This is a genomic window from Alkaliphilus metalliredigens QYMF (genome assembly GCF_000016985.1).
In the GTDB taxonomy this organism is placed as follows: domain Bacteria; phylum Bacillota; class Clostridia; order Peptostreptococcales; family Natronincolaceae; genus Alkaliphilus_A; species Alkaliphilus_A metalliredigens.
Genome location: NC_009633.1, coordinates 1,105,276 through 1,129,033 on the forward strand (window position 1 = coordinate 1,105,276; position 23,758 = coordinate 1,129,033).

Below are 23,758 nucleotides of genomic sequence, written 5' to 3' on the forward strand. Positions count from 1 at the left end.
TTTTTTCTATGCGCGCACAGTATGGATTATTACTCATGAATAAAAGCCTGATACAGGGACTGGTAGTGTCAACTGTTATCTTAAGATAAAAGGGGGGGGGTAACATGAGTTCAGGATATAAAGTAGATGAATAGAATAAAAACTACCCGATTAGGTAGTGGTATTTTGAGGGAAAATATAGTAAAATAAGTATTAAAATATATAAAATGGTAAAAAAATACGTTGTTTGTATACTCAACAGCACTAAAGCTAACTTATCCAATAAAAATAGCTAATGTTAACGAGGAGGAAATGAAATGGAAAAAATGTTAAAAGCAATTGGTCTTCAAAGAAATATTGCATGGATTTTATTACTTGCTATGGTACTTTCATTTGTACCGATACAGGTTCACGCAGAACAAGGTTATGAAGTTAACAAAGTGTATAATGGATTTCAGCTTATGGAGGAAAAATATGTAGAAGAGATTGATAGCCAAGCAAGGCTTTTTCAACATATGCAAAGTGGTGCGCAACTAATTCATTTAGATAATGATGACAGTAATAAAGTTTTGAGTATCAGCTTTAGTACACCGCCATCAGATGATACTGGGATCCCTCATATTTTAGAGCACTCTGTACTAAACGGTTCTGAAAAGTTTCCTGTGAAATCACCGTTCATAGAAATGAATAAACGTTCTTTAAATACTTTTTTAAATGCCTTTACTTATCCAGAGCATACTTCCTATGTGGCAGCCAGTAGAAATGATAGGGATTTCAGAAATTTATTGGATATGTATTTAGATGCAGTATTTGCTCCGAAAGTTTTGAAGGAAGAAAAGATCTTTATGCAGGAAGGTTGGCATTTTGCGCTGAAAAATTTCCAAGACGAGCTTATCTATAATGGAGTTGTTTACAATGAAATGAAGGGAGTTTATTCTAATCCCTTTAGTGTTTTGTCTAGGGAAAATCAGAAGTCGTTGTTTCCCGATACTCCCCGTGCCTATAATTCGGGAGGTGTGCCAGAAATGATTCCACAGTTATCCTATGAAGCATTAATCGATTTTTATGACACTTATTATCATCCATCTAATAGCTATATTTATTTGTATGGAGATTTAGATTTGCAGGATACCTTGAAATTTATCAATGATGAATATTTAAGTACATTTCAAAATAAGGAAATACAATCTTCTGTTTTGAAACAAAAGTCCTTTACTGAAAGAGCTTATCATACGATTGAATATACATTACCCCAAAATACAGATGTTCAAAATAAAACCTATTTAAGCTTAAATTATGCTGTAGATGAAACTAATAATAAAGAGACCACGATAGGATTTTCTATTTTAAATGCGTTATTAATGCAAACAGAGTCTTCACCATTACGAAGTGCACTGCTACGAGAAGAAATGGGAATTAATGTATTTGGTAGCTACAATTCTACGGGGTTACAGACTAGCTTCAGTATTATTATTGAAAATGCAAATGATCAAAAAAGCCAGGATTTCGAGGAAATTGTTCAACAAACATTAGAAGAAATAGTTAGAAATGGAATCGATCGTGAACTCATTGATGCTATATTCAATACGCTTGAAATTTCCATGCGCACAGAAGCGTCTAATGCCAACAGAGGGCTTGGATATCACGATGCGGTTTTAAACACATGGCTATATGACCATGATCCAACATTATATCTTTCCTTTGAGGATACATTAAATAGTATTAAAAATAAAATAGATGAAAACTATTTTGAAAATCTAATACAAGAATATTTACTGGATAATACCCACAGCTCTTTAGTGATGATGAAGCCTGTAGCTGGTCTAGAAGCAGAAAAAGGAAGGGCGTTGAAGGCAGAATTACAGCAAATAAAAGACAACTTTTCAGAAGAAGAAATACATGCGTTAGTACAACAAACAAAAGCATTGGAGAAATGGAAGGAGACACCCAATTCTGAAGAAGCAATACAAACCTTACCTAAATTATCGTTAGATGATTTACAGCAACAGCAGGAAATCGTTAAATTAAATGTTGAGAAACTAGAGGAAGTTACAATTTTATCACATCCATTATTTACAAATGGAATTGCATATGTGAACATGTATTTTGATACCACGAAAGTACCACAGGAGCAAATACCGTATATTTCTTTGCTAACTAGACTACTTGGGAGTATAGATACAGAGAACTACAGCTATCAGCAGTTATCTAATGAAATGCATAATCGGTTAGGAGGATTAAATTTTAGAACGAATGTTGTTTCGAATTTCAAAAATAATCATGAATATTCTCCGAAATTAATCATGTCCATGTACACTGTTGTAGATGAGCTAGAAAATGGGTTTGCAGTTTTAGAGGAAATGATGCATAATGGAAAGTTTGAAAATGTAGATAGGATCAAGCAGTTAGTAGGTCAGTTAAAGACGGATATGGAATCTAGCTTAAATAGTAATGGAATTGCTGTGGCACAAACACAATTGGTAAGGAAACAGTCTCAGGCAAATCAATATGAAGCCAGCATAAGTGGGATGGATTTTTATTTCTTTCTGTGCGAAATTGAAGAGATGTTAGAAAGTAACCCCAAAGCAGTTCTAGAAAACCTAAAGGAAATAAATCAGTTAGTGTTTCAAAAGGAAAACTTACTTGTTGGAATTACTGTAGATGAAGATGAATATGAAATCTTTAAAAAAGCATTTTTGCCATTCCAAGCAACATTAAAGACGGTAGATGAACCATGGCAGACCTATAGCTTTACTACGCCTAGTGGAAATGAGGGTATTATTAATGCAGAGCAGCTTCAAAGTGTGGTAAAGGGAGCGAATTTCAAGGACTTAGGATATGAGTATAGTGGTAAAATGGATGTCCTTACACAAATTCTTTCTACTGAATATTTATGGAATCAAGTGAGGGTTTCTGGTGGGGCTTATGGTAGTAGTATATATATCGGCGATACAGGAGAAGTGCTCCTTTATTCCTATAGAGATCCTAACTTAAAAGAAACATTAGATGTTTTTGATGCCATACCAAGTTTCTTGCGGCAATTTGACGCAGATGAGGAGGAAATGCTGAATTATATTATTGGAACCTTAGGAGAATACGATCCTCTATTAAGTCCACAGAATAAAGGGGCAATGCAGGATATGCTCTATATGACACAAAGGACCCATGGGGATGTAGAAAAGATCAAAGAGCAGATTCTACAAACTACAGCAGAAGATATAAGGAATTTTGCACAGATGATGGAGGATGTCCTAAATCAAAACCAATATGTTGTGGTAGGCGACGAGACGAAAATCCAAGAAAATGTACACTTATTTGATAGTGTGGTTAATGTTTTCGGTGAAAAATCGGGAGCGGAACAGCAGATTGAATACTTCCCAGCTATAGAAACTTTTAAAGAATTCGGGGTAACTTTAACAATAGATAATGAAAATTCTGAAAATCCCATAGCTATTGTAGAAGTAGAAAATATTAAGTTATTGTTTTATGTGAATACAACATTGATTGTGATCAACGACTATGAACATCATTTACAAGGAGAAATCCGATCCAAGGATAATGAAATCTATGTACCGGGAGAAGTATTTGAGATATTTTTTTATATGCTTCAGCAGGAGCAATAGAATATAAATATTAATACATCCACCGTAAATTTCATGAAAAGTTCTTAATCTATACAGACAGTTTCATCATTCGTCAAATCCTATAAGCAAGTAATGGAGATCAAAACGGCTGTGATTACAGTCGTTTTGATCTCGTTAATTGGTAATATTTTTTTCGTCTATAATCTATATCGAAAAAATGATGTATATGAAATAAAAGTATAACTTTAAAGAAAATGATCTTTATAAGTAGAAAAATTACCAAATGGCCATGATTTTGCAAACAAGGACAGATTATTTATGTCTTAAAAAAACTGAAGCTACCATGCAAGTTATGGCGAATTATGTAAAACGATTTTAGAAGGAATAAATTAAAGTTTGTCTAATGTAGCTCTGATGTAGAGTGAAAAGCAGCCACATGTATAATACCAGATATTGCTCTGTAGTATATGACAAAATAGAATAAAGGCGGAAAATTAATATGAAAAAGGAAGTGCAGGAGTCATGGAAGAGGTGTGAGGAGATCGGATTATCACCCCAAATTTCAATTCCACGTATAATATTACGTAATGAAAAAATAAAATTATTATTAAATGAAAATAAACTACTTGTTTCAAGCTTTAGAGATGCTGTTGTATGTATTAAAAATATTTTTAAAGAAGAGTATGCTTTTTTTCTTGTCGATCAACAAGGAATCTTATTAGCAACTGAAAGAAGTGGCCAAATAGGAAGAGAAAAAGAAATGTTGCAAATTAAGCCAGGGATATCCTTTGTAGAAGAAAGCTACGGGACCAATGCTATTTCTATGGCAATACAATTGGAAAAACCTGTACATATGCGCCCAGAAGAGCACTATAGTGAACATTTAAAAGGTTTGTATTGCTTTGCAATTCCTCTGAATGTGGATGATGAAATCATAGGATATCTAGATGTGTCCACAATAAACCAAAAAATTACAGAAGAAATGATTACGATTACGGAACTACTACCCTATAAAATAATAGAAGAATATAAAAAGCAAATAAAAAATATAGAGAAAGCGTTTAAAAGAGAATCATCAAAATTAACAACGAAACAATTACAAATCTTACAACTGATGATAAAAAGTTATACCGAAGACGAAATTGGAAAAGAGCTGCATGTGAGTATCAATACAGTAAAGTATCATAAGAAAAGCATTTTTAGCAAATTGAATGTACGTTCTAGTAGAGAAGCTATTATTAAAGCATTACATGTAAAAGTAGTTTCTTTAGAATAAAAAACTACCTGAACGGGTAGTGGTATTCTCAGGACATTGATGGTAAAATATACATATTTAGTAAAAATAGACAAAAAGAAACTAGTCGTAACGATAATCCATAAGATTGAAGCAACAAATGAAGAACAAATAATAAATATGGAAATAAAGGTGATTAGATGTTCAAGAAATATCATTGCATCAAGCAACGCGACATAGCCGATTGTGGTGCAGCTTGTATAGCCGCCATCTAGGTATCATTATCATAGGATATGTCAAAAGACTATGCATTAATTGAAGTGCCTCCCTTTTAGTACGCACTTGGGGTAGGGTTAATTAACAATGTTTTTTTATAATATTAGATGCATTGTTTTTAAAGACTTGGGGACTTGAGGTGATAAAATGACCAAAGACGTTTTTCTATACATTTTTTTAGCAGTCTTATTCTTACCGCCACTTCTTTTGTTTATTCCTATAGGATTTTCTATTATGTTACTGCTTGTTCCACTGATTCCATACTTAATTTCGATGGAAGTGATTGAAAAACTGAGAGAGCGTTTATTTTCATTTTTTTTCGTCGAAAAGGAGAACAAAGAAGATGATGTTAAAGAAGCAAGTGGAAAATCAGAAGAAAATACAAAAATGTTGAAATGCTCGTCATGGATAGATCGCTATGGACTAATAGTAGTACTTATCGTGTCGATAACAATCATAATCCGATGGGATGGATGGGTGATGGCGTTTGGTCAAATGGCGTTTATATTTTTGAGTGGATTTGGAGTACTTACTCTAAAAAAACCAAAGAAATAACCATTATAAGAGAGTGTTTTAAAAGCAGCAATTAGGCCTGAGCACATAAAAAATAATAGACAGCGATAACTGCTCTACCTGAATTTGTTGTACTTTTTTATAAAATGGTTCGGGATACTGTGGACCGGTACTTTTTCAACATTGGAAGCCCCAATAGAGTTGCGCTACGCTTGATTTTTAGGTTCTTTTAAAAATTTGTATCTACTTCAGCGGAATGTGAGTTCAATATCAGGAGGTGGACTATACAATGAAAAATAAAACAATATTAATTCTAACGATTATTATTACTTATGTTATAACTAGAATTATATATTTTAAACTTGGTTTTGATTATAATGTTTATACAGAGAGCTTTGCGATAGGCAAGTTTCTAGTAGATGTAGGAATATACACTGTAGTATTCATGGGTGCTTACCAATGTATTACTTTTTATAATAAAAGATACCTTAGCAAATAACAGATACCCTTATATAAGGGTATCTGTATGGGATGTTAAAACTTGTGGGTTTGTCGATGATCTGACGACTGTTATTTACAGCCGTTTTGATTTATTATTAACTTAATGCAATAAATTGTTCAATATCTCGTTCTACAAGCTTTAGTGAATTTCTCCAAAATTCTATAGAAGTCACATCAATTCCTACCATTTTCCCTACATCTATAATAGGAAGTTTGCCTGTGGCTGTTAAAAGCTCATTATACTTAGGGATAAAAGCATCACCTTGTATTAAGTATTCTGCATATAAACCCTTTGCAAATAATAATCCAAAGGCGTAGGGAAAATTATAAAAACTTCGACTGCCACTATAGTAATGGGGCTTATTAACCCACATATAGGGATGAAGTACACGATGGTCTAACCCATCTCCATAGGCTTCCTTCTGTGCCGAGACCATGAGTTCCTTAAATTCTTTTACTGATAAGGAATAATCCCTTCGTTTTTCAAAAACAGCTGTTTCAAATAGATAACGGCTATAGATGTCCACAATCACCTGACCAGCGGAGGAAATGGATTCCTCTAGTAGGTTTAATTTTTCCTCATCATTTGCTTCCTTTAGGGCGGCGTTGACCACAACGGATTCAGCGAAAATAGAAGCAGTTTCCGCAATCGGCATGGGGTAGTTACTATTTAAAATACTTTCATCCTTTAGGCAATAACCATGGTAGGCATGACCCAATTCATGGGCAAGGGTGGTAACATCACTAAATGTTCCTGTAAAGTTAGCTAAAATACGGCTTTCCTTAATGGGATGGAGGTTGAAGCAAAAGGCCCCACCACGCTTTCCTTGTCTTGGTTCTGCATCGATCCATTGGCTTTCAAAGGCATGATGGGCAAAGTCTGCTAATTCATCACTAAAGGATCTAAAGTTTGTAACAATATAGTCTCGAGCCTCTTCGTAGGAGAATTTTTTATTCACACTGCCCATGGGTGCCAGAAGGTCATAAAAGGGAAGACCACCTTGGTGACCTAATAGAGCCGCCTTTCTCCGATAATAACGTTGAAAGCTAGGAAGACTTTCCCTCATGGCCTCAAGCATTGTATCTAATACATTTGACTCCATGCGATTTTGTATCAGGGTTTCAGCTAGAGGAGAATCATAGCCTCTGAGTTCAGATAAGGTAAAGACTTCGCCCTTGATACCATTTAGTGCAGCTGCCGAAGACTCTTCTATGTCACCATAGGCTTTTAATTCTGCCTCAAAGGCACTTTTTCGAACTGATACATCTGAATCATGGGACATATTTCGAACCACGGGTAAGGGCAATTTTTTAGTTTCACCATCTACGTTGATCTCAATTAGTAAAGTGGAGGTTAACAGTTCCTGTAATTTAGACCAGGCCTTAGAGCCTGTATTTTTCATTTTAGAGATGAGTATTTCTTCTTCATCACTTAATAAATACTGATTTTTGTCATGAATTTCACTGAGGAAGAAGTGGTGTTCTTTCAATGTATCAGAAGAAACAATGAGCTCTGATAGGTTGTCTAAACCACCTATCCACCTCTCAAAGGTTACAATTGATTTTGTGAGTTTGGTTTCTTTTTGCTGCAAGCTATCGAGCACTTGTTGTGCCTGATTGTTTTTAGCATCTACGCTTAATGTAAGCACTGTAAACGCATATAACTTAGAAAAAACGTGATCCAATGCTTGGGATTGATTAATGCCTTCTTCTAGTTTCGAGATGGCATGTTCATGGGTTGTCAGCTCTGTTTGAGACCATTGGTCCATGGTTTCAATAAAATTGTCAACCTGCTTTAAATCCCTTTTAAATTGCTCGTCTTCAAACGATTGATAAAGCTCCTTTAAACTCCAATACAAATTCATTGATAAAGAACCTCCTTAAAATAAGATGAGACTTAATACATGGGGAGTTTGAGTAATGCATCCAAGATAAATTACTCCCTTTTTTTAATGATCACATCATATAAATCCTTTCGTCTGCTTTTAATGTGGTTAACCGTACCAGAACGTCGATGCCTTCTTAGTATCTCAAGATCCACATCACCCACAACCACGGTTTCAATATTAGGGCTACACTCCCCTACAATGCCATCCCGTGGGAACGCAAAGTCTGAAGGGGTGAAGATACCTGATTGGGCATATTGAATGTCCATGTTAGGGACATGAGTTAGATTCCCAACAGTTCCAGCTGTGACAATGTATACTTGGTTTTCAACAGCTCGGGCTTGAGAACAATATCGTACTCGTAGATAACCCTGGCGTTCATCGGTACAGAAGGGAACAAATATGATGTTAGCACCTTCATCTGTGACGAAACGACTTAATTCTGGAAACTGAATATCATAACAAATCAAAATAGATATTTTCCCACAATCAGTATCAAATACTTTGACTTCATTACCAGCCTTGATACCCCACCATCGTTGCTCATTTGGCGTAATGTGAAGCTTATACTGTTTATCGATGGTACCGTTTCTTCTAAATAAGTATGCGACATTATAGATGTTTTCATCCTCTTCAACAAAATGAGATCCACCGATAATATTGACATTGTATTTTACTGCCAAGTGAGTGAAAAGACGAATATAATCCTCTGTATAGGTGCTCAATCTACGAATGGCTTCACTAGGGCTTTTTTCATCTAAAAATGACAAGAGTTGTGTTGTAATAATCTCAGGAAATACAGCGAAATCAGATCCATATCCTGCACTGACATCTACATAGTATTCACATTGGTTGGCAAATTCCTCAAAAGAATCAATTTTTTTCATTTGATATTGAATGGAGCAGATACGGACAGGGAAAGAAGTTTTGAATTGTCTTCTACTTTTGGGTTGATAATCAACATTATGCCATTCCATTAAAGTCGCATATTTTAAAGAATCCGCATCATCTGGGAGATATTTTGTATTGATACGCTTTAGAGAGAAACCATTCATGATTTGAAAGGTCAATACGGGATCATAAAGATTACGATCTTCGACTTTTTCAACATATTCCCTAGGTGTCATTTCCTTTGCATGGAGATGATAGTGAGGAATACGCCCCCCTATGATGATACTCTTCAAATTAAATCTTCTAGCTAATTTTTTTCTAGCCTCGTAGAGTCTTCTTCCAATTTTCATGCGGCGGTAATCAGGATCCACCATGATTTCAATACCATAAAGGTTGTAGCCTTCATAATCGTGGTTTGTAATGTATCCTTTATCAGTAATTTCATCCCAGGTATGCTGGTCATCATATTCATCGAAGTTGATGATCAAACTAGAGCAAGAGCCGATGATTTTGCCATCGTACTCAACACAAAATTGTCCCTCCGGAAAAATACTGAAATGGCTTTCTAAATGTTCTTTTTTCCAAGGACTCATATTGGGGAAACATTTTTTTTGAAGGGCAATGATTTTGTCAAAGTCACCAGGTTTGATGTTTCGTAGAATGATTTTATTTTCGAATTTTGATAAATCTAAGTCAGACATGATTTCATTCCTCTCATTTGTAATTAAAGTCATTTAAGTAATCATAAAAGTTCGATCACTTTTCTTTATACCCCTATCATAGCGCATCTATTCATATTAACATAATAAAAAAAGAAAAAGGGGGCGGGTATTTAGACCCCGTGGGAAATTAATGATTAGCAGGACCAATGCGATCATAGAGATGTTTTGAATAAATATTTCCAAAGAGGGGATGATTTTAGTGAGTCAATTATGGATACAAATAGAAATGAGTAAAACGATAGTGTCAAGACAAAATCTTCATTGAATTAGTTCGATGAAGATATTGACATTTTAAAAAAATTGAAGTAAACTTAATAGTTAAAATAGTCATGGAGGGGAACTTGATGATATTCAATATAAAGGATGTGGCAAAAAAGGCTGGGGTCTCTATTTCTACAGTATCTAGAGTGGTTAATGATAGTAAAGTAGTCAAGGAAGAAACAAAACAAAAAGTATTAAAGGCGATTGAGGAATTAGGGTACAAACCAAATGCAATTGCAAGGAGTTTAAAAGTAAAGAATACAAAAACCATTGGTATATTGATTCCAGACATTTCAAACCAGTTTTATCCCGAAGTTGTTAGGGGAGTTGAAGATATTGCTAACATTTATCACTATACAATCTTTTTATGTAATACGGACTTAAATGCAGAAAAGGAAATGCAATATTTTAATGTGTTAACAGAAAAGCAGGTGGATGGTTTGATTTTAATGGGTAATGCGTTGTCTGAAGAGCTTTTTCAGACAATAAAAAAACTCAAAATTCCCACAGTGTTAATTGGGACAGATTATGAGGACCTGCCCTCTGTCACCATTGATAATGTGAAAGCAAGTCAAGAGATGGTCAACTATCTAATTAAGAAGGGTCATGAAAGGATTGCCATGATTACAGGAAAGCAAAGAGATCCTGTCATAGGGGTAGATCGATTTGAAGGATATAAAAGGGCATTGAAAGAAGCGAAACTTACATATAATGAAAAACTCGTGGTTGAGGGTGGGTATCGGTTTAAAAGTGGTTATGACGGAGCTAAAAAGCTTCTTGCATTAGACGAGCCTCCTAGTGCTATCTTTGTAGCCAGTGATGAAATGGCTATTGGTGTCATTCGTGCGGCCCATGAATTGAATATTTCCATGCCTGAAACCTTGGCAGTCGTTGGTTTTGACAATGTTGATATGTCAGGAAAGGTTTATCCAGCCTTGACAACCATTGCTCAACCTATGTACGAGATGGGTGCCATCGGAATGAGGGTATTAACTAAAATTATCAATGATACTCCTTTGGAGGAAACAAAAATATGTTTAGACTATAGCTTGATTGAAAGGGAAAGTAGTTAAATCATGGAACAAAATGTCGCTTTCCTCGTCTAACTACTATAAAGAAGGGATTATGATTACGTATTTCATAATCCTTATTTTTTGGGCAATCTGTTAATTTTGTGAAAGTGATTACAATTAAAAAGGTAGCAGTATTATTGATAAAACCGGAACTGAAAATACAGGGGAAATAAAATAATAAATCCATCTATTTTATTGACAACATAGGTTAAATTATGTAGTATTAGAATGATAGACATATACTTTTAACCATCCTATAGATGATCTTATGGATGTTTTTTTATGGTGTAATCGTGATTGATAGTAATAGCGTCAAATGTTTGGTATAATAACAAAGGGAAATTCTGTGTAGGTTGTTAATGTTTCTATAAAGATGGTAAGAATATAGAAAGATATGGATGAATTCATGTAATATTTTAAAGAATAAAATTAACTATACAAGAGGAGGGTCACTAATGAGTGCCGAAATAATGAAAAAAGAAGATAATAAAATTACATTAAAGATCGTGGTAGGAGCAGACCAATTTGAAGTAGCAATTAACAAAGCTTACAATAAAATGAAGTCTAGCTTTAATATACCTGGATTTAGAAAGGGAAAAGTACCTAGGAAGTTAGTTGAACAAAGATATGGTGTTGAGGTTTTCTTTGAAGATGCAATGAACATCGTTTTACCAGATGCCTATGAGGGAGCTTTACAAGAGCTGAATATCGACCCAATAGATCGACCAGAATTTGATTTTGGAGAGATAAAAAAGGGTGAAGATGTTGAATTTACAGCAGAAGTACAAGTTATGCCTGAATTTACCGTAGAGGGATATAAAGGTATAGAAGTAGAGAAAAACGAGTATAATGTACAAGAAGAAGATGTTCAAAATGAGTTAAATAAACTCACCGAACAAAATGCAAGGATGATTGCTGTAGAGGATCGTCCAGTTCAAGATGGAGATATGGTAGTGATTGACTATAAAGGATTTGTAGGTGAGGATCAATTTGAAGGTGGAACTGCTGAAAAACAAAGTTTAACCATTGGATCAAATCAATTTATACCTGGTTTTGAAGAACAATTAATTGGAGCAAGTATTGGGGATGAAATCAAAGTGAAGGTGACTTTCCCAGAAGAATATCATTCAGAAGAATTAGCAGGAAAAGAAGCAACATTCGAAGTAATGGTACATGAGATCAAAGAGAAGGAATTACCTGCATTAGACGATGAATTTGCCAAGGATGTATCTGAGTTTGATACACTAGCAGAATTGAAGGCAGATTTGAGTACCAAACTAGAAGAAAGCGCAAAAAAACGCACAGAACAAGAATACAGAAATAATGTAATAGAAGCGGTAGCAAATCAAGTAGAGCTTGAAATTCCAAATGCAGTTATTGAAAGACAGATTAATAATATGCTATTGGACTTTGACTATCAACTAAAATATCAAGGGATGACTCTTGAAAGCTATTATCAAATGACTGGAACAAAAGAAGAAGACTTAAGAGGTCAGATGAGAGAAGATGCTGAAAAACGAGCAAAGCAACAATTGGTACTTGATAGGATCAGTGAAATGGAAAAAATTGAAGCCACAGAGACAGATGTAAGCGAAGAGCTTGAAAGGATGGCGACTCAATACAAGCAAGAGCTTGATAAGTTAAAATCCAACTTAAGAGATCAAGATTACACTTCGATTAAAGAGGGTATTATAGTAAGGAAAACAATTGACTTACTAGCTGAAAATGCAAAAGTTTCTTAAGTTTGATAATAGAAGTTGTTTAAATTTAATATTGGGAGGGGATCATTATGGCTTTAGTGCCTGTTGTTGTTGAACAAACCAGTCGGGGGGAAAGATCCTACGACATCTTTTCAAGGCTTTTAAAAGAGAGAATTATCTTTTTAGGGGATGAAATAAATGATGTGACTGCTAGTTTGCTTGTGGCACAACTCCTGTTTTTAGAAGCAGAGGATCCAGACAAGGATATTCAAATCTATATTAATAGTCCTGGAGGATCTATTACCGCTGGTATGGCGATTTATGATACAATGAATTATATCAAACCTGATGTTTCTACAATCTGTGTTGGGATGGCAGCCAGTATGGGCGCATTTCTGTTGGCTGCTGGTGCAAAGGGTAAAAGATTTGCACTACCAAATGCTGAGGTAATGATTCACCAACCATTAGGTGGGACCAGAGGTCAAGCAGAAGACATTCGTATTCATGCAGAGAGAATTGTTAAGTTAAGAGATACCTTAAACAAAATTCTAGTTGAAAGAACAGGCCAACCGCTAGAACGTGTTCAGAAGGATACAGATAGAGACTTCTTCATGGAAGCAAAGGAAGCAAAAGAGTATGGAATCATTGATGAAGTGATTAGTTCAAGGAAATAAAGGGAGATCGAAAGAGGTGTAAAAATGTCAAGATTTGAAGAAAAAAAACAATTGAAATGCTCCTTTTGCGGAAAGTCCCAAGACCAAGTACGTAGACTGATCGCTGGACCCAATGTGTATATTTGTGATGAATGTATTGAATTGTGTCAAGAAATCATTCAAGAAGAATTTGAAGAAAATGTAGAAATGGACTTGGTGGATTTACCAAAGCCTAAAGAAATTAAAGATATCTTAAATGGATATGTAATTGGGCAAGAAAAAGCAAAAAAAGCATTGGCAGTTGCTGTTTACAATCATTATAAAAGAATTAACACAGACACAAAGACTGATGATGTGGAATTACAAAAGAGTAATATTATGATGCTAGGACCTACAGGATCAGGAAAAACCCTATTGGCTCAGACCCTAGCCAAGATTTTAAATGTTCCCTTTGCCATTGCTGATGCCACTTCTTTAACAGAAGCGGGATATGTGGGAGAGGATGTAGAGAACATTCTTTTAAAGTTAATTCAAGCAGCAGATTATGATATTGAAAAGGCTGAAAAGGGAATTATCTATATTGATGAAATAGATAAAGTGGCCCGTAAGTCTGAGAATCCATCCATAACAAGGGATGTCAGTGGTGAAGGTGTACAACAGGCACTACTTAAAATTCTTGAAGGCACAGTGGCCAGCGTACCGCCTCAGGGTGGTAGAAAACATCCCCATCAAGAGTTTATTCAAATTGATACAACCAATATACTGTTTATTTGTGGAGGCGCCTTTGATGGGATTGAAAAACTCATTCAAAAACGTACTGGAAAAACCTCCATGGGATTTGGTGCAGACGTAAAAAGTAAGGTAGTGAAAGATATTGGAGGCCTACTAAAGCAAATTCAACCAGAGGATCTACTGAAGTTTGGATTAATTCCAGAATTTGTGGGTCGATTACCAGTGATTGTGACCTTAGACCAATTAGATGAAGCTGCTTTAATTGAAATACTAACTGAGCCTAAAAATGCCCTTGTCAAGCAATATAAAAAATTGTTTGAAATCGATGGTGTGAACGTAGAATTTGAAGGCGAGGCATTGAAACTGATTGCTGAAAAAGCAATTGAAAGAAAAACGGGTGCTCGTGGACTAAGAGGTATTGTTGAAGGTTTAATGATGGATATTATGTATGATGTGCCATCTAGAGATGATATCGAAAAAGTCATTGTCACAAAAGATACAGTTGTGAACGCAAGCTTGCCAACAATTATACTAAAGGATGTTAAGAAGGATGATTCTGAGGAAACTGCCTCATAAAAGGGAGTTTTAGCAATACATCTAGGATAGAAAAAGATAAAAAAACGCTGGAAATCCTTTGATTTCCAGCGTTTTTTTATCTTTTACGAAATTCAATTTTTCAGAGTCCTGCGTTTGAAGTCAAGTGTGCTAGTGCTATTTTGCTTAAAGAGAGTAAAATAAAATACCTAATAGTCCCGATAAAAAAATGACAGCAATGGGGTGAAGTTTGGTTTTGTACAGCACTCCTAAGGCGATTAAACCAATGAGAAGTGTTCTGAGATCGTCTATGGAATTTTGAAAAAGTGAAACACAGGCAGCTCCGATTAAGCCAATGACAGCAGGTCGAATTCCTGAAAAAACTTTATCAACAATAGGAGATTGTCTGAATCGAATGATTGCCCTGGCTATAATGGTGACAATAAAAAGTGAAAAACTAACGACACCTAGGGTAGCAACGATTGAGCCGGGTACACCGAACAACTTATATCCTACAAAAGTAGCGGTGTTGATGGCAATGGGTCCCGGTGACATTTGGGAAATGGCGATAATATCAATAAACTCACTGTGGGTCAGCCATTGGTGAATGATCACAACTTCTTCTTCAATTAAGGGAAGCATGGCATAGCCACCGCCAAAGCTAAAGGCTCCTATTTTAAAAAATGTTAAGTATAAACTAAGATAGCTCATTTTTATTTTCCTTTCTTTGCTGAGTGAGGCCTAAGAGCCCACATATAATCACAACATAGATTGGATGCACCTGCAAAAATACAATAAGGGTAAAGGAACCAAGAATAACTAAATAATTGAATGTTTTCTTTGAAATGGACTTAGAGAGTTTGACCGCAGCCATGAATATTAAGGAAACAATTGCAGGCCGAACACCCCTGAAAAACAACTGAATACTATGAATATCTTTGATTTCATTGTAAAAAATGGCTAAAATGATAATCACAATGAGAGAGGGCAGTGCAGTACCCACAAGGGTAAAAAGGGCACCAATAAAGCCCAAGAGCTTATATCCAACAAAAACAGCGGTATTAACAGCAACCGCACCGGGTAAACTTTGGGCCACTGCAATAATATCAAGAAATTCATCATCATCAATTAGCTGGGCTTTTTCAACAATTTCTTTCTGAATAATAGGAATCATTGCATAGCCACCACCAAATGTAAAAGCACCTACTCTGAAAAAAATCCAAAACAACCTAAAATAATCTTTTAGCATAAAACCCCTCCCATTTACAAAAAGGCAAATTCCTTGCTTTTGCATACATCTCATTATAGCATAATTTTAAAATTTACCAAAAAATTTTCCTGTTTCTACTTGCCTAGGAAGGTTTTGAACCACAGGATAAAATAGAAGTCGATGCACATACTATGGTTACAAATGCTAAGTGAGGAGGGGAAAATTTGCCTAATGTTTTTTTCATGGTCCAGTTCTTTTTTGCAATTGTAATTGGACTCTATTTCTTTAATTTATTAAAAAGTCAACAGGGTAATAAAAGTGCAGTTGAACGAGAATCAAAAAAAGAACTAGAGAAACTGAGAGAGTTAAGAAAGCGTTCCTTAACAACTCCTTTATCAGAATATACAAGACCATCGTCTTTTGAAGATATTGTAGGACAAGAAAATGGATTAAAGGCATTGCGAGCTACTTTATGTAGTCCAAACCCACAACATGTGATTATCTATGGACCCCCTGGAGTTGGCAAAACGGCCGCCGCGCGGGTTATGTTAGAAGAAGCTAGAAAATATAAAAGTTCGCCATTTAATCAAGAGTCTAAGTTTATCGAAATGGATGCCACCACTTTGCGCTTTGATGATAGAGGAATTGCAGATCCATTAATGGGTTCGGTACATGACCCGATTTACCAAGGAGCAGGACAATTGGGACAAGCAGGTATTCCGCAACCAAAGCCTGGTGCAGTGACCAAAGCACATGGCGGAATGCTGTTTTTAGATGAAATCGGAGAGTTGCATCCGGTTCAAATGAATAAGCTATTAAAGGTTTTAGAGGATCGAAAAGTGTTTTTAGAAAGTGCATATTATAGTGCGGAGGACGAAAATGTCCCTCCATACATTCACGATATATTTCAAAATGGATTGCCAGCAGACTTTAGATTAGTAGGTGCCACAACGAGGATGGCTCAGGATTTACCACCAGCATTGAGATCTAGATGTGTAGAAGTTTATTTTAGACCATTATACAAAGAAGAGATTGGGCTAATTGCAATCAATGCCTGTAAAAAAAGCAAACTTGAAATTGAAGAAAGAGCAATAGAAGAAATAAAAAAGTATGCTACAAATGGTAGAGATACGGTTAATATGATCCAAATTGCAGGAGGCGTTGCAATAACAGAAAATAGGAGAAAAATACAAATTGCAGACATACAATGGGTAGTTGAAAGTGGTCATTATAGTCCAAGACCAGAAAAAAAGGTCGGTTCTCAATCCAGTGTAGGCTATATTAATGGACTGGCAGTCTATGGACCTAATATGGGAATGGTTATCGAAATTGAATGCTCTGCCATTGCTATACCCAGAAAGGGAAAAGGACGGATTATCACCACTGGAATTGTAGATCGAGAAGAAACCAATACACCGGGTAGAACAGTAAAAAGAAGGAGCACTGCTCTGGATTCTGTAGATAATGTGTTAACTGTTATTAGAAAATATTTAAATGTGGATCCTCGAGACTACGATATTCATTTAAATTTTCCAGGTGGTATACCCATCGATGGACCATCAGCTGGAATTACCATGGTAACAGCTATCTTCTCAGCCATAAAGAACCTATCAATTGATTCACAGTTGGCTATGACAGGTGAAATATCCATTCGGGGGAAGGTAAAGCCTGTTGGCGGAATTACTGCGAAAATTGAGGCAGCAAAAGAAGCCGGATGTACCCGGGTTCTGATTCCAAAGGATAATTATCAAGAAAGATTTAAAGAGTTTAAGATAGAAGTGATACCTGTTGATACAATAGAAGAAGTGGTTAGACTTGCAGCAGTGGAAACGAAAGAGGAAATTGATAAACAAACGAACCCAAACATCCCTCTAGTAGCAGCCCTAGGAAGTGAAATTCAGAACTTAAAAAGCAGATAAGTTTAAATCTTATCTGCTTTAAAATGCGAATTAATGAGGTTAAGACAAAAAGGTTACTGTTTCAAGTGATAGATTCACTAGAATTAGGGTAAAATATTGAAAAGTAGTGAACAAAGGGATATAATGATAGTCAACTGCTAAAGATAGTTGGTATTTATTTACATATAGTACTAACAAGCGTATTAAACTGTTTTACGATATTGTAAGAAACATAAGAAAAGGAGATGATAATATGGCTGAAAATAAAATGACAACAAAAGTCAGTCAATTGCCACTTATACCGTTACGGGGTTTGACTATTTTTCCTTATATGGTCCTTCATTTTGATGTGGGAAGAGAAAGATCAATCCATGCATTAGAAGAGGCAATGGTTAATGATCAATTGGTTTTTTTAGCTTCTCAAAAAGAAGCAGACATAAACTTACCAAGCGCTGATGATTTTTATAAAGTTGGAACAATTTCTAAAATTAAGCAAATGTTAAAGCTCCCTGGAGATACAATTCGGGTACTGGTGGAAGGAATTACCCGGGCTGAAATTAAGGGAATTGTTAAAGAAGAGCCTTATTTTTTAGTAGAGGTCGAGGAGCAAAACTATCAGGAAGAAATTACAAAAAATAATGAAACAGAAGCTTTGATGCGAAGTGTGCTAGATAGCTTTGAAGAATACATAGAGGTAAGTAATAAAATATCTCCAGAAGTATTGATTAGTTTGTCTGAAATTGAGGAACCAGGAAGATTAGCCGATACAATTGCTTCTAATATGGCCTTAAAGCCACCTCAAAAACAGGAGATTTTAGAAGCTTTCAATCCTAAGGAAAGATTAGAAACACTATATAGAATCTTGCTTGAGGAAATTGAAATCCTTCAAATTGAGCAAACCATTAATACACGTGTGAAGAAACAGATTAATAAAGTACAGAAAGAATATTATTTAAGAGAACAAATGAAAGCCATTCAAAAAGAATTAGGAGAAGACGAAAATGTGGTAGAGGAAGCAGATGACTATCGCCAAAAGCTTAAAAAACTGAAGCTTCCTAAGGAGAGCCATGAAAAGGTACAACGGGAAATCGATCGTTTGCTAAAATTATCCCCCGCTGCAGCTGAATCTGGTGTGATTCGAAATTACATAGATTGGATACTGAGTCTCCCCTGGAATAAAGAAACAAAGGATCGCTTGGATTTAAAAAAATCTGCAGAAATATTAGATGAAGATCATTATGGACTTGAAAAGGTTAAGGAACGTATTTTAGAATACTTAGCAATTCGACAATTAACGAAGTCTATGAAAGGTCCCATCGTTTGTTTAGTAGGACCGCCGGGTGTCGGGAAGACCTCAATTGCAAAGTCTATCGCGAGATCTCTAAATCGAAAGTTTGTCAGAATGTCATTAGGTGGCGTGAGAGATGAAGCTGAAATCAGAGGACATCGAAGAACCTATGTAGGAGCAATACCAGGAAGAATTATCTCCTCTATGAGACAAGTGGAATCAAAAAATCCACTTTTCCTACTAGATGAAATAGACAAACTAGCAGGTGATTTTAGAGGAGACCCAGCAGCAGCTCTGTTAGAAGTATTAGATCCAGAACAAAACGATGATTTTACGGATCATTATTTAGAGATGCCCTTTGATCTATCCAAGGTTTTGTTTATTACAACGGCCAATAGTTTGGATACCATTCCGAGACCTTTATTGGATCGAATGGAGGTCATTCGAATTGCTGGGTACACGGAAGAAGAAAAGGTAAAAATTGCTGAAAAGTATTTAGTGCCTAAGCAATTAAAAGTACATGGCTTAAAGAAAAATCAGATTAATATTTCTGAAAGGACGATTCGAGATATCAGTAACTATTATACACGAGAATCTGGTGTCAGAAGTTTAGAGAGACAGGTTGCCAACCTTTGCAGGAAAATAGGAAAGCGTGTGATTGTAGAAAAACTTCAATCAGTACGAATCACACCAAGGAATCTCAAAAAATATCTAGGCAGTCCTATTTATCGTTATGAGATGATCAATGAAAAAGATGAGGTGGGTATTGTAAGGGGATTAGCTTGGACATCTGTAGGCGGTGAAACATTGTCTGTTGAAGTGACACCGATGCAAGGAGATGGTAAGCTTGTGTTAACAGGTCAATTAGGAGATGTTATGAAGGAATCTGCTAGGGCGGGATTAAGTTACATTCGGTCTAGAGTAAATGAATTAAAGATAGATCCTGATTTTCATAAAAAGATAGATATCCATATTCATATTCCTGAAGGCGCCATTCCAAAGGATGGACCATCAGCGGGAATTACCATGGCCACCGCAATGATTTCTGCCTTGACAAATATTCCAGTATCTAAAGATGTGGCAATGACAGGAGAAATCACTTTGAGGGGACGCGTGTTGCCAATTGGTGGTGTAAAGGAAAAAGTATTGGCAGCAAATCGAGCCGGTATTAAAAAGATTCTATTACCCATTGACAACAAAAGAGATATGGAGGATATTCCTGACAATGTCAAGCGGAAACTGTCATTCGAATTTGTTTCCCATATGGACGAGGTACTAGAGCATACATTAAAAAGGGGCGAACAAAATGAAAATTAAAACATCGGATATTGTGATGAGTGCAGTGGCACCCAAACAATATCCTGAAGAAGGATTACCAGAAATTGCACTAGCAGGACGATCAAATGTTGGTAAATCTTCTTTGATTAACACAATACTAAACAGAAAAAAATTAGCTAGAGTCAGCTCTAGCCCTGGAAAAACCCGTACCCTTAACTTTTACTTGATTAATAAGGAATTTCATCTTGTGGATTTGCCGGGCTATGGTTATGCAAGAGTCTCTAAGGGAGAAAAAAGTTCTTGGGGAAAAATGTTAGAGACCTATTTATCCAATCGACCTAATCTTTATGAGGTCGTACTGTTAATAGATATTCGACATGAACCCAGTGAGCAAGATCAACAGATGTATCAATGGATTAGGCATTATGGATATGGAACCATAGTGGTTGCAACTAAATCCGACAAAATAGCAAGATCACAGCATCAGAAGCATTTTAAAATGATACGAGATACCTTAGGCATGTCACCAGAGGATCGTTTGATTCCAATCTCTTCATTAAAAAAACTAGGCATTGAGCAATTATGGGGTGCATTAGAAGATATATTTGTGGAAAATGAATTACCGATCACAATAGAGAAAGAAGCGCCAAAGTAGTTTACTACTTTTGCGCTTTTTCCTTACATGGTTTATTAAAGCTTTAAGAGATGACTTTAGGAGAGGTATCACTTCTGACCGATAATCCTAGAGTATAAAGGGAGGAGAAAAGCGATGAAGAGAGTTCTAATGCTACATGGAATCAACCATAATATGTTTGGAAAAAGAGATCCTAAGCAATATGGTACCATTACACTTAATGAAATTGATGAGAAAATGCAAGCACTTGGTAAAGAACTAGGTGTTGAGGTGGTAAGCTTTCAAACAAATCATGAAGGCACCATGTGTGAACGGGTACATGAAGCATACTTAGAAGGTGTAGATGCTGTCGTCATCAATGCCGGTGCATGGACTCATTATAGTTATGGACTCAGGGATGCCCTTGGGATTTTGACAGTACCTATTGTTGAGGTTCATATGTCTAATATTCATGCAAGAGAAGAATTCCGTCATCATTCTGTATTTGCTGAAATTGCTAAAGGTCAAATCTCTGGATTTGGTTTAGATAGTTACCTTATGGGTTTAAGGGCTGCTGTAGGAGCAATGGAGTGAGTGGAGTACTAGATAAAAGTAAAGGATATTGTGAAGAGGATGCACAATTTAACAGTAAAGAAGGAGTGAGATATAATGGAATTCAAAATAAGCGGATACACAAGATTAGTAGGGTTGTTGGGCTATCCAGTAAGACATAGTCTTTCACCTCTTATGCACAACATGGCTTTTCAACATTTGGGATTAGACTATGTCTATCTTGTTTTTGAAGTAAAAGAGGATAATTTAAAAGAAGCAGTGGATGCCATGAAGACATTGGATGTAGCTGGATTTAATGTAACAATGCCTAATAAACAAAAGATTATTCCTTTGCTAGATGAGATATCGGAAGAAGCAAGACTGATAGGCTCAGTAAACACCGTAGTAAATAAAAATGGGCATTTAAAAGGCTATAATACCGATGGAAAAGGGTATGTAATGGGTTTGGCTGATGAAGGGATTTCTCCTGAAGGGAAAACAATCGTTATTGCTGGTGCAGGCGGTGCCTCTAAAAGTGTAGCGATTCAACTGGCCCTAGAGGGTGCAAAGGAAATTACAATATTAAATCGTACTGTAGAGGCAGCAGAAGAAATTTGCAATATTATTAACAAGAATATACCAACTTGCAAGACATCAGCAACAGGATATGAGGATAATGAATTAAAACAACAATTAAAAGAAGCAGATTTGTTTATCAACTGTACAAACCTTGGGATGGGTTCTCATGAAGAGAAGAGTATTATTTCAAGTACTGACATACTACATCCAGATTTAATCGTATCAGATGTTGTTTACGCTCCTCCTAAGACGAAGCTACTGCATATGGCGGAAGAGGTGGGCTGCAAAACAATAAATGGATTGGGAATGATCATTGGACAGGGGGCTCTAGCTTTTAAGCTATGGACTGGTGAGGATATGCCCATAGAATATATCAAGAGAATCATTCTTTCTAAGTGAGTAGAGATAATGCTTTAGTATAGAAAAGGAGATGAGAACATGCTCATCTCCACTAATGAGAGGAATGCAACTATCTGCCTACTAGTGACTCAAGCTTTTTTGCTTCTTAAATAGAATAGCCCAATCTACTTCTGAAATCATCATACCAGATAAGATAAGTATACTTCCAAATATACCTCGAGAACTTAATATTTCACCAGCTAAGAGGTAGGCAAATAAAGCCGCAAAGACTGGTTCTCCTGTATAGATTAAGGCGGTATGGGTTGGAGAAGTAAATTTTTGCATGGTATTTTGTATAATGTAGGCCCCGGAGGTAGCCAGGATTGCTAAAATAAAAATAGAAGTCCAAACTTCAGTTCCCCTAGGAATAATGGGGCTTTCTAAGGAAAAGGTAAAAATAGAGCTTAATATCCCAACCGTGGCAATTTGTATAATACCTAGGGCGATAGAATCTACTTTCACTGTATATTTACCAACCGCAAGGATATGAAAGGCAAACATGAAAGCACAAACTAAGGTATAAATATCCCCAATGTTTAAGGCGAAATGTGCATCCAATGTTAAGAACCCTAAGCCAATGACAGCGCAGATGACTCCTAGGATGGCCTTGTTATGGGGTCTTTGTTTTAATAATAAAGCTGAAAATATTGGAACGATTACCACTGCAAAACCTGTAATAAAGCCAGATTTTGATGCGGTTGTATAATTTAAACCAATGGTCTGGAAGGCGTATGCCGTAAATAAAATCAAGCCGATTAAAACACCATATTTTAAGGTTGTGCGGTTGATTTGTCTCATGTTTTTATAAAAAACAAGGGAAGATAGAGCCGCTGCCAAAATAAAACGAATGGCTAGGAAATTATAGGTAGATAAATGATCTAAGGTATTTTTAGATAGAATAAAAGAAGAACCCCATACAATTGTAACCATTAGTAACGCTAAATCGGCTTTTATTTGTTTTGTCATGTATATACCCCTCTCTATTAAGACTGGATAACCTAATTCTACAATACTTTTTCAAAATACAAAAGTAAAAATATTTAAGAATAAACTTTTTTGTTTTTTTAAATTGACAAACATTCAGAAATATAGTAGAATTTAGAAAAATAAATTTTATTAAATTCTATGATTGGAAATAGTAAGTAAGTGCTTATGCTAAAGCGAGCTGGGGGTGGTGAGAGCCTGGTGCGGATAGACTTATTGAATGGTTCCATGAGAAGCAGTGGGAAATTATTGAGAGTATCACTTGCCGTAGGTCTCACGTTATAGAGACAGGGTATCGAAGTAGATAAGACTATTTCCGTACCTGAAAAGAGTGGGATAGTTTATACTATCTAAAATGGGTGGCAACACGGAATATAACATTTCGTCCTGTAATAGGGATTGAAGTGTTTTTTTATTA

General features: G+C 35.8%; 19 protein-coding genes and 1 other annotated feature. Of the genes, 14 read left to right on the forward strand and 5 right to left on the reverse strand.

Annotation, left to right across the window (positions count from 1 at the left end; all coding sequences use genetic code 11):
- The first annotated feature begins 296 nt into the window (after positions 1 to 296).
- From AMET_RS05225 to AMET_RS05240, 5 genes are all read left to right on the forward strand, one after another.
- Positions 297 to 3,602, forward strand: a complete 3,306-nt coding sequence (locus AMET_RS05225; RefSeq protein WP_012062313.1) for an insulinase family protein — start codon at positions 297 to 299, stop codon at positions 3,600 to 3,602.
- 460 nt (positions 3,603 to 4,062) lie between these two features.
- Complete coding sequence (locus tag AMET_RS05230; protein ID WP_012062314.1) at positions 4,063 to 4,839, forward strand: helix-turn-helix domain-containing protein; 777 nt, start codon at positions 4,063 to 4,065, stop codon at positions 4,837 to 4,839.
- Between the two features lie 39 nt (positions 4,840 to 4,878).
- The gene (locus AMET_RS25590; RefSeq protein ID WP_012062315.1) at positions 4,879 to 5,037 is read left to right on the forward strand and encodes a hypothetical protein; all 159 of its coding nucleotides are present in this window, start codon (positions 4,879 to 4,881) and stop codon (positions 5,035 to 5,037) included.
- 183 nt (positions 5,038 to 5,220) lie between these two features.
- A complete protein-coding gene (locus AMET_RS05235; protein ID WP_012062316.1) occupies positions 5,221 to 5,628 on the forward strand; it encodes a hypothetical protein in 408 nt (135 codons plus the stop codon).
- 247 nt (positions 5,629 to 5,875) lie between these two features.
- Positions 5,876 to 6,085, forward strand: coding sequence for a hypothetical protein (locus AMET_RS05240; RefSeq protein ID WP_041720385.1), 210 nt, complete (start codon positions 5,876 to 5,878; stop codon positions 6,083 to 6,085).
- Positions 6,086 to 6,182: 97 nt separating this feature from the next.
- Here AMET_RS05240 and AMET_RS05245 read toward each other — a convergent pair whose 3' ends face one another.
- Together AMET_RS05245 and AMET_RS05250 are read right to left on the reverse strand one after the other, a co-directional pair.
- On the reverse strand, positions 6,183 to 7,952 hold the full coding sequence (locus tag AMET_RS05245) for a M3 family oligoendopeptidase (RefSeq protein WP_012062317.1): 1,770 nt from the start codon (positions 7,950 to 7,952) through the stop codon (positions 6,183 to 6,185).
- 71 nt (positions 7,953 to 8,023) lie between these two features.
- Positions 8,024 to 9,565: a bifunctional GNAT family N-acetyltransferase/carbon-nitrogen hydrolase family protein gene (locus AMET_RS05250; RefSeq protein ID WP_012062318.1), complete on the reverse strand. Its 1,542-nt coding sequence runs from the start codon at positions 9,563 to 9,565 to the stop codon at positions 8,024 to 8,026.
- A 365-nt stretch (positions 9,566 to 9,930) separates the two neighbouring features.
- Between AMET_RS05250 and AMET_RS05255 the strand changes: the two genes are divergently transcribed.
- The 4 genes from AMET_RS05255 to clpX all read left to right on the forward strand — a co-directional run bounded on the left by AMET_RS05255 (position 9,931) and on the right by clpX (position 14,581).
- Entirely contained in the window at positions 9,931 to 10,920 is a 990-nt protein-coding gene (locus AMET_RS05255) for a LacI family DNA-binding transcriptional regulator (RefSeq protein WP_012062319.1), read from the forward strand.
- Between the two features lie 455 nt (positions 10,921 to 11,375).
- Positions 11,376 to 12,662 (forward strand): trigger factor, encoded by a 1,287-nt coding sequence (tig, locus tag AMET_RS05260; protein WP_012062320.1) that lies wholly within the window; start codon positions 11,376 to 11,378, stop codon positions 12,660 to 12,662.
- Positions 12,663 to 12,709: 47 nt separating this feature from the next.
- A complete protein-coding gene (gene clpP / locus AMET_RS05265; protein WP_012062321.1) occupies positions 12,710 to 13,294 on the forward strand; it encodes an ATP-dependent Clp endopeptidase proteolytic subunit ClpP in 585 nt (194 codons plus the stop codon).
- 24 nt (positions 13,295 to 13,318) lie between these two features.
- Entirely contained in the window at positions 13,319 to 14,581 is a 1,263-nt protein-coding gene (gene clpX / locus AMET_RS05270) for an ATP-dependent protease ATP-binding subunit ClpX (RefSeq protein ID WP_012062322.1), read from the forward strand.
- Between the two features lie 144 nt (positions 14,582 to 14,725).
- Here clpX and AMET_RS05275 read toward each other — a convergent pair whose 3' ends face one another.
- Positions 14,726 to 15,250, reverse strand: coding sequence for a chromate transporter (locus AMET_RS05275; RefSeq protein ID WP_012062323.1), 525 nt, complete (start codon positions 15,248 to 15,250; stop codon positions 14,726 to 14,728).
- Positions 15,237 to 15,788: a chromate transporter gene (locus tag AMET_RS05280; RefSeq protein ID WP_012062324.1), complete on the reverse strand. Its 552-nt coding sequence runs from the start codon at positions 15,786 to 15,788 to the stop codon at positions 15,237 to 15,239. Before AMET_RS05280 ends, AMET_RS05275 begins: the two co-directional genes overlap by 14 nt.
- 185 nt (positions 15,789 to 15,973) lie before the next feature.
- Here AMET_RS05280 and lonB point away from each other — a divergent pair, with 185 nt between their 5' ends.
- The 5 genes from lonB (at position 15,974) to AMET_RS05305 (ending at position 22,356) form a co-directional block, all read left to right on the forward strand.
- Positions 15,974 to 17,668, forward strand: coding sequence for an ATP-dependent protease LonB (gene lonB, locus AMET_RS05285; protein ID WP_012062325.1), 1,695 nt, complete (start codon positions 15,974 to 15,976; stop codon positions 17,666 to 17,668).
- Positions 17,669 to 17,900: 232 nt separating this feature from the next.
- Entirely contained in the window at positions 17,901 to 20,252 is a 2,352-nt protein-coding gene (gene lon, locus AMET_RS05290; RefSeq protein ID WP_012062326.1) for an endopeptidase La, read from the forward strand.
- Positions 20,242 to 20,868, forward strand: a complete 627-nt coding sequence (gene yihA, locus AMET_RS05295; RefSeq protein ID WP_012062327.1) for a ribosome biogenesis GTP-binding protein YihA/YsxC — start codon at positions 20,242 to 20,244, stop codon at positions 20,866 to 20,868. The genes lon and yihA overlap by 11 nt, the downstream gene beginning before the upstream one ends.
- Positions 20,869 to 20,982: 114 nt before the next feature.
- Positions 20,983 to 21,420 carry a type II 3-dehydroquinate dehydratase gene (gene aroQ / locus AMET_RS05300; RefSeq protein WP_012062328.1) on the forward strand — a complete coding sequence of 146 codons (438 nt, stop codon included), beginning with the start codon at positions 20,983 to 20,985 and terminating at the stop codon, positions 21,418 to 21,420.
- Positions 21,421 to 21,495: 75 nt separating this feature from the next.
- Positions 21,496 to 22,356, forward strand: coding sequence for a shikimate dehydrogenase (locus AMET_RS05305; protein ID WP_012062329.1), 861 nt, complete (start codon positions 21,496 to 21,498; stop codon positions 22,354 to 22,356).
- 81 nt (positions 22,357 to 22,437) lie between these two features.
- On the opposite strand, the gene AMET_RS05310 is transcribed toward AMET_RS05305, so the two are convergent.
- The gene (locus AMET_RS05310) at positions 22,438 to 23,322 is read right to left on the reverse strand and encodes a DMT family transporter (protein WP_012062330.1); all 885 of its coding nucleotides are present in this window, start codon (positions 23,320 to 23,322) and stop codon (positions 22,438 to 22,440) included.
- 150 nt (positions 23,323 to 23,472) lie between these two features.
- Positions 23,473 to 23,733: a binding site (T-box leader), on the forward strand.
- Positions 23,734 to 23,758: the final 25 nt, after the last annotated feature.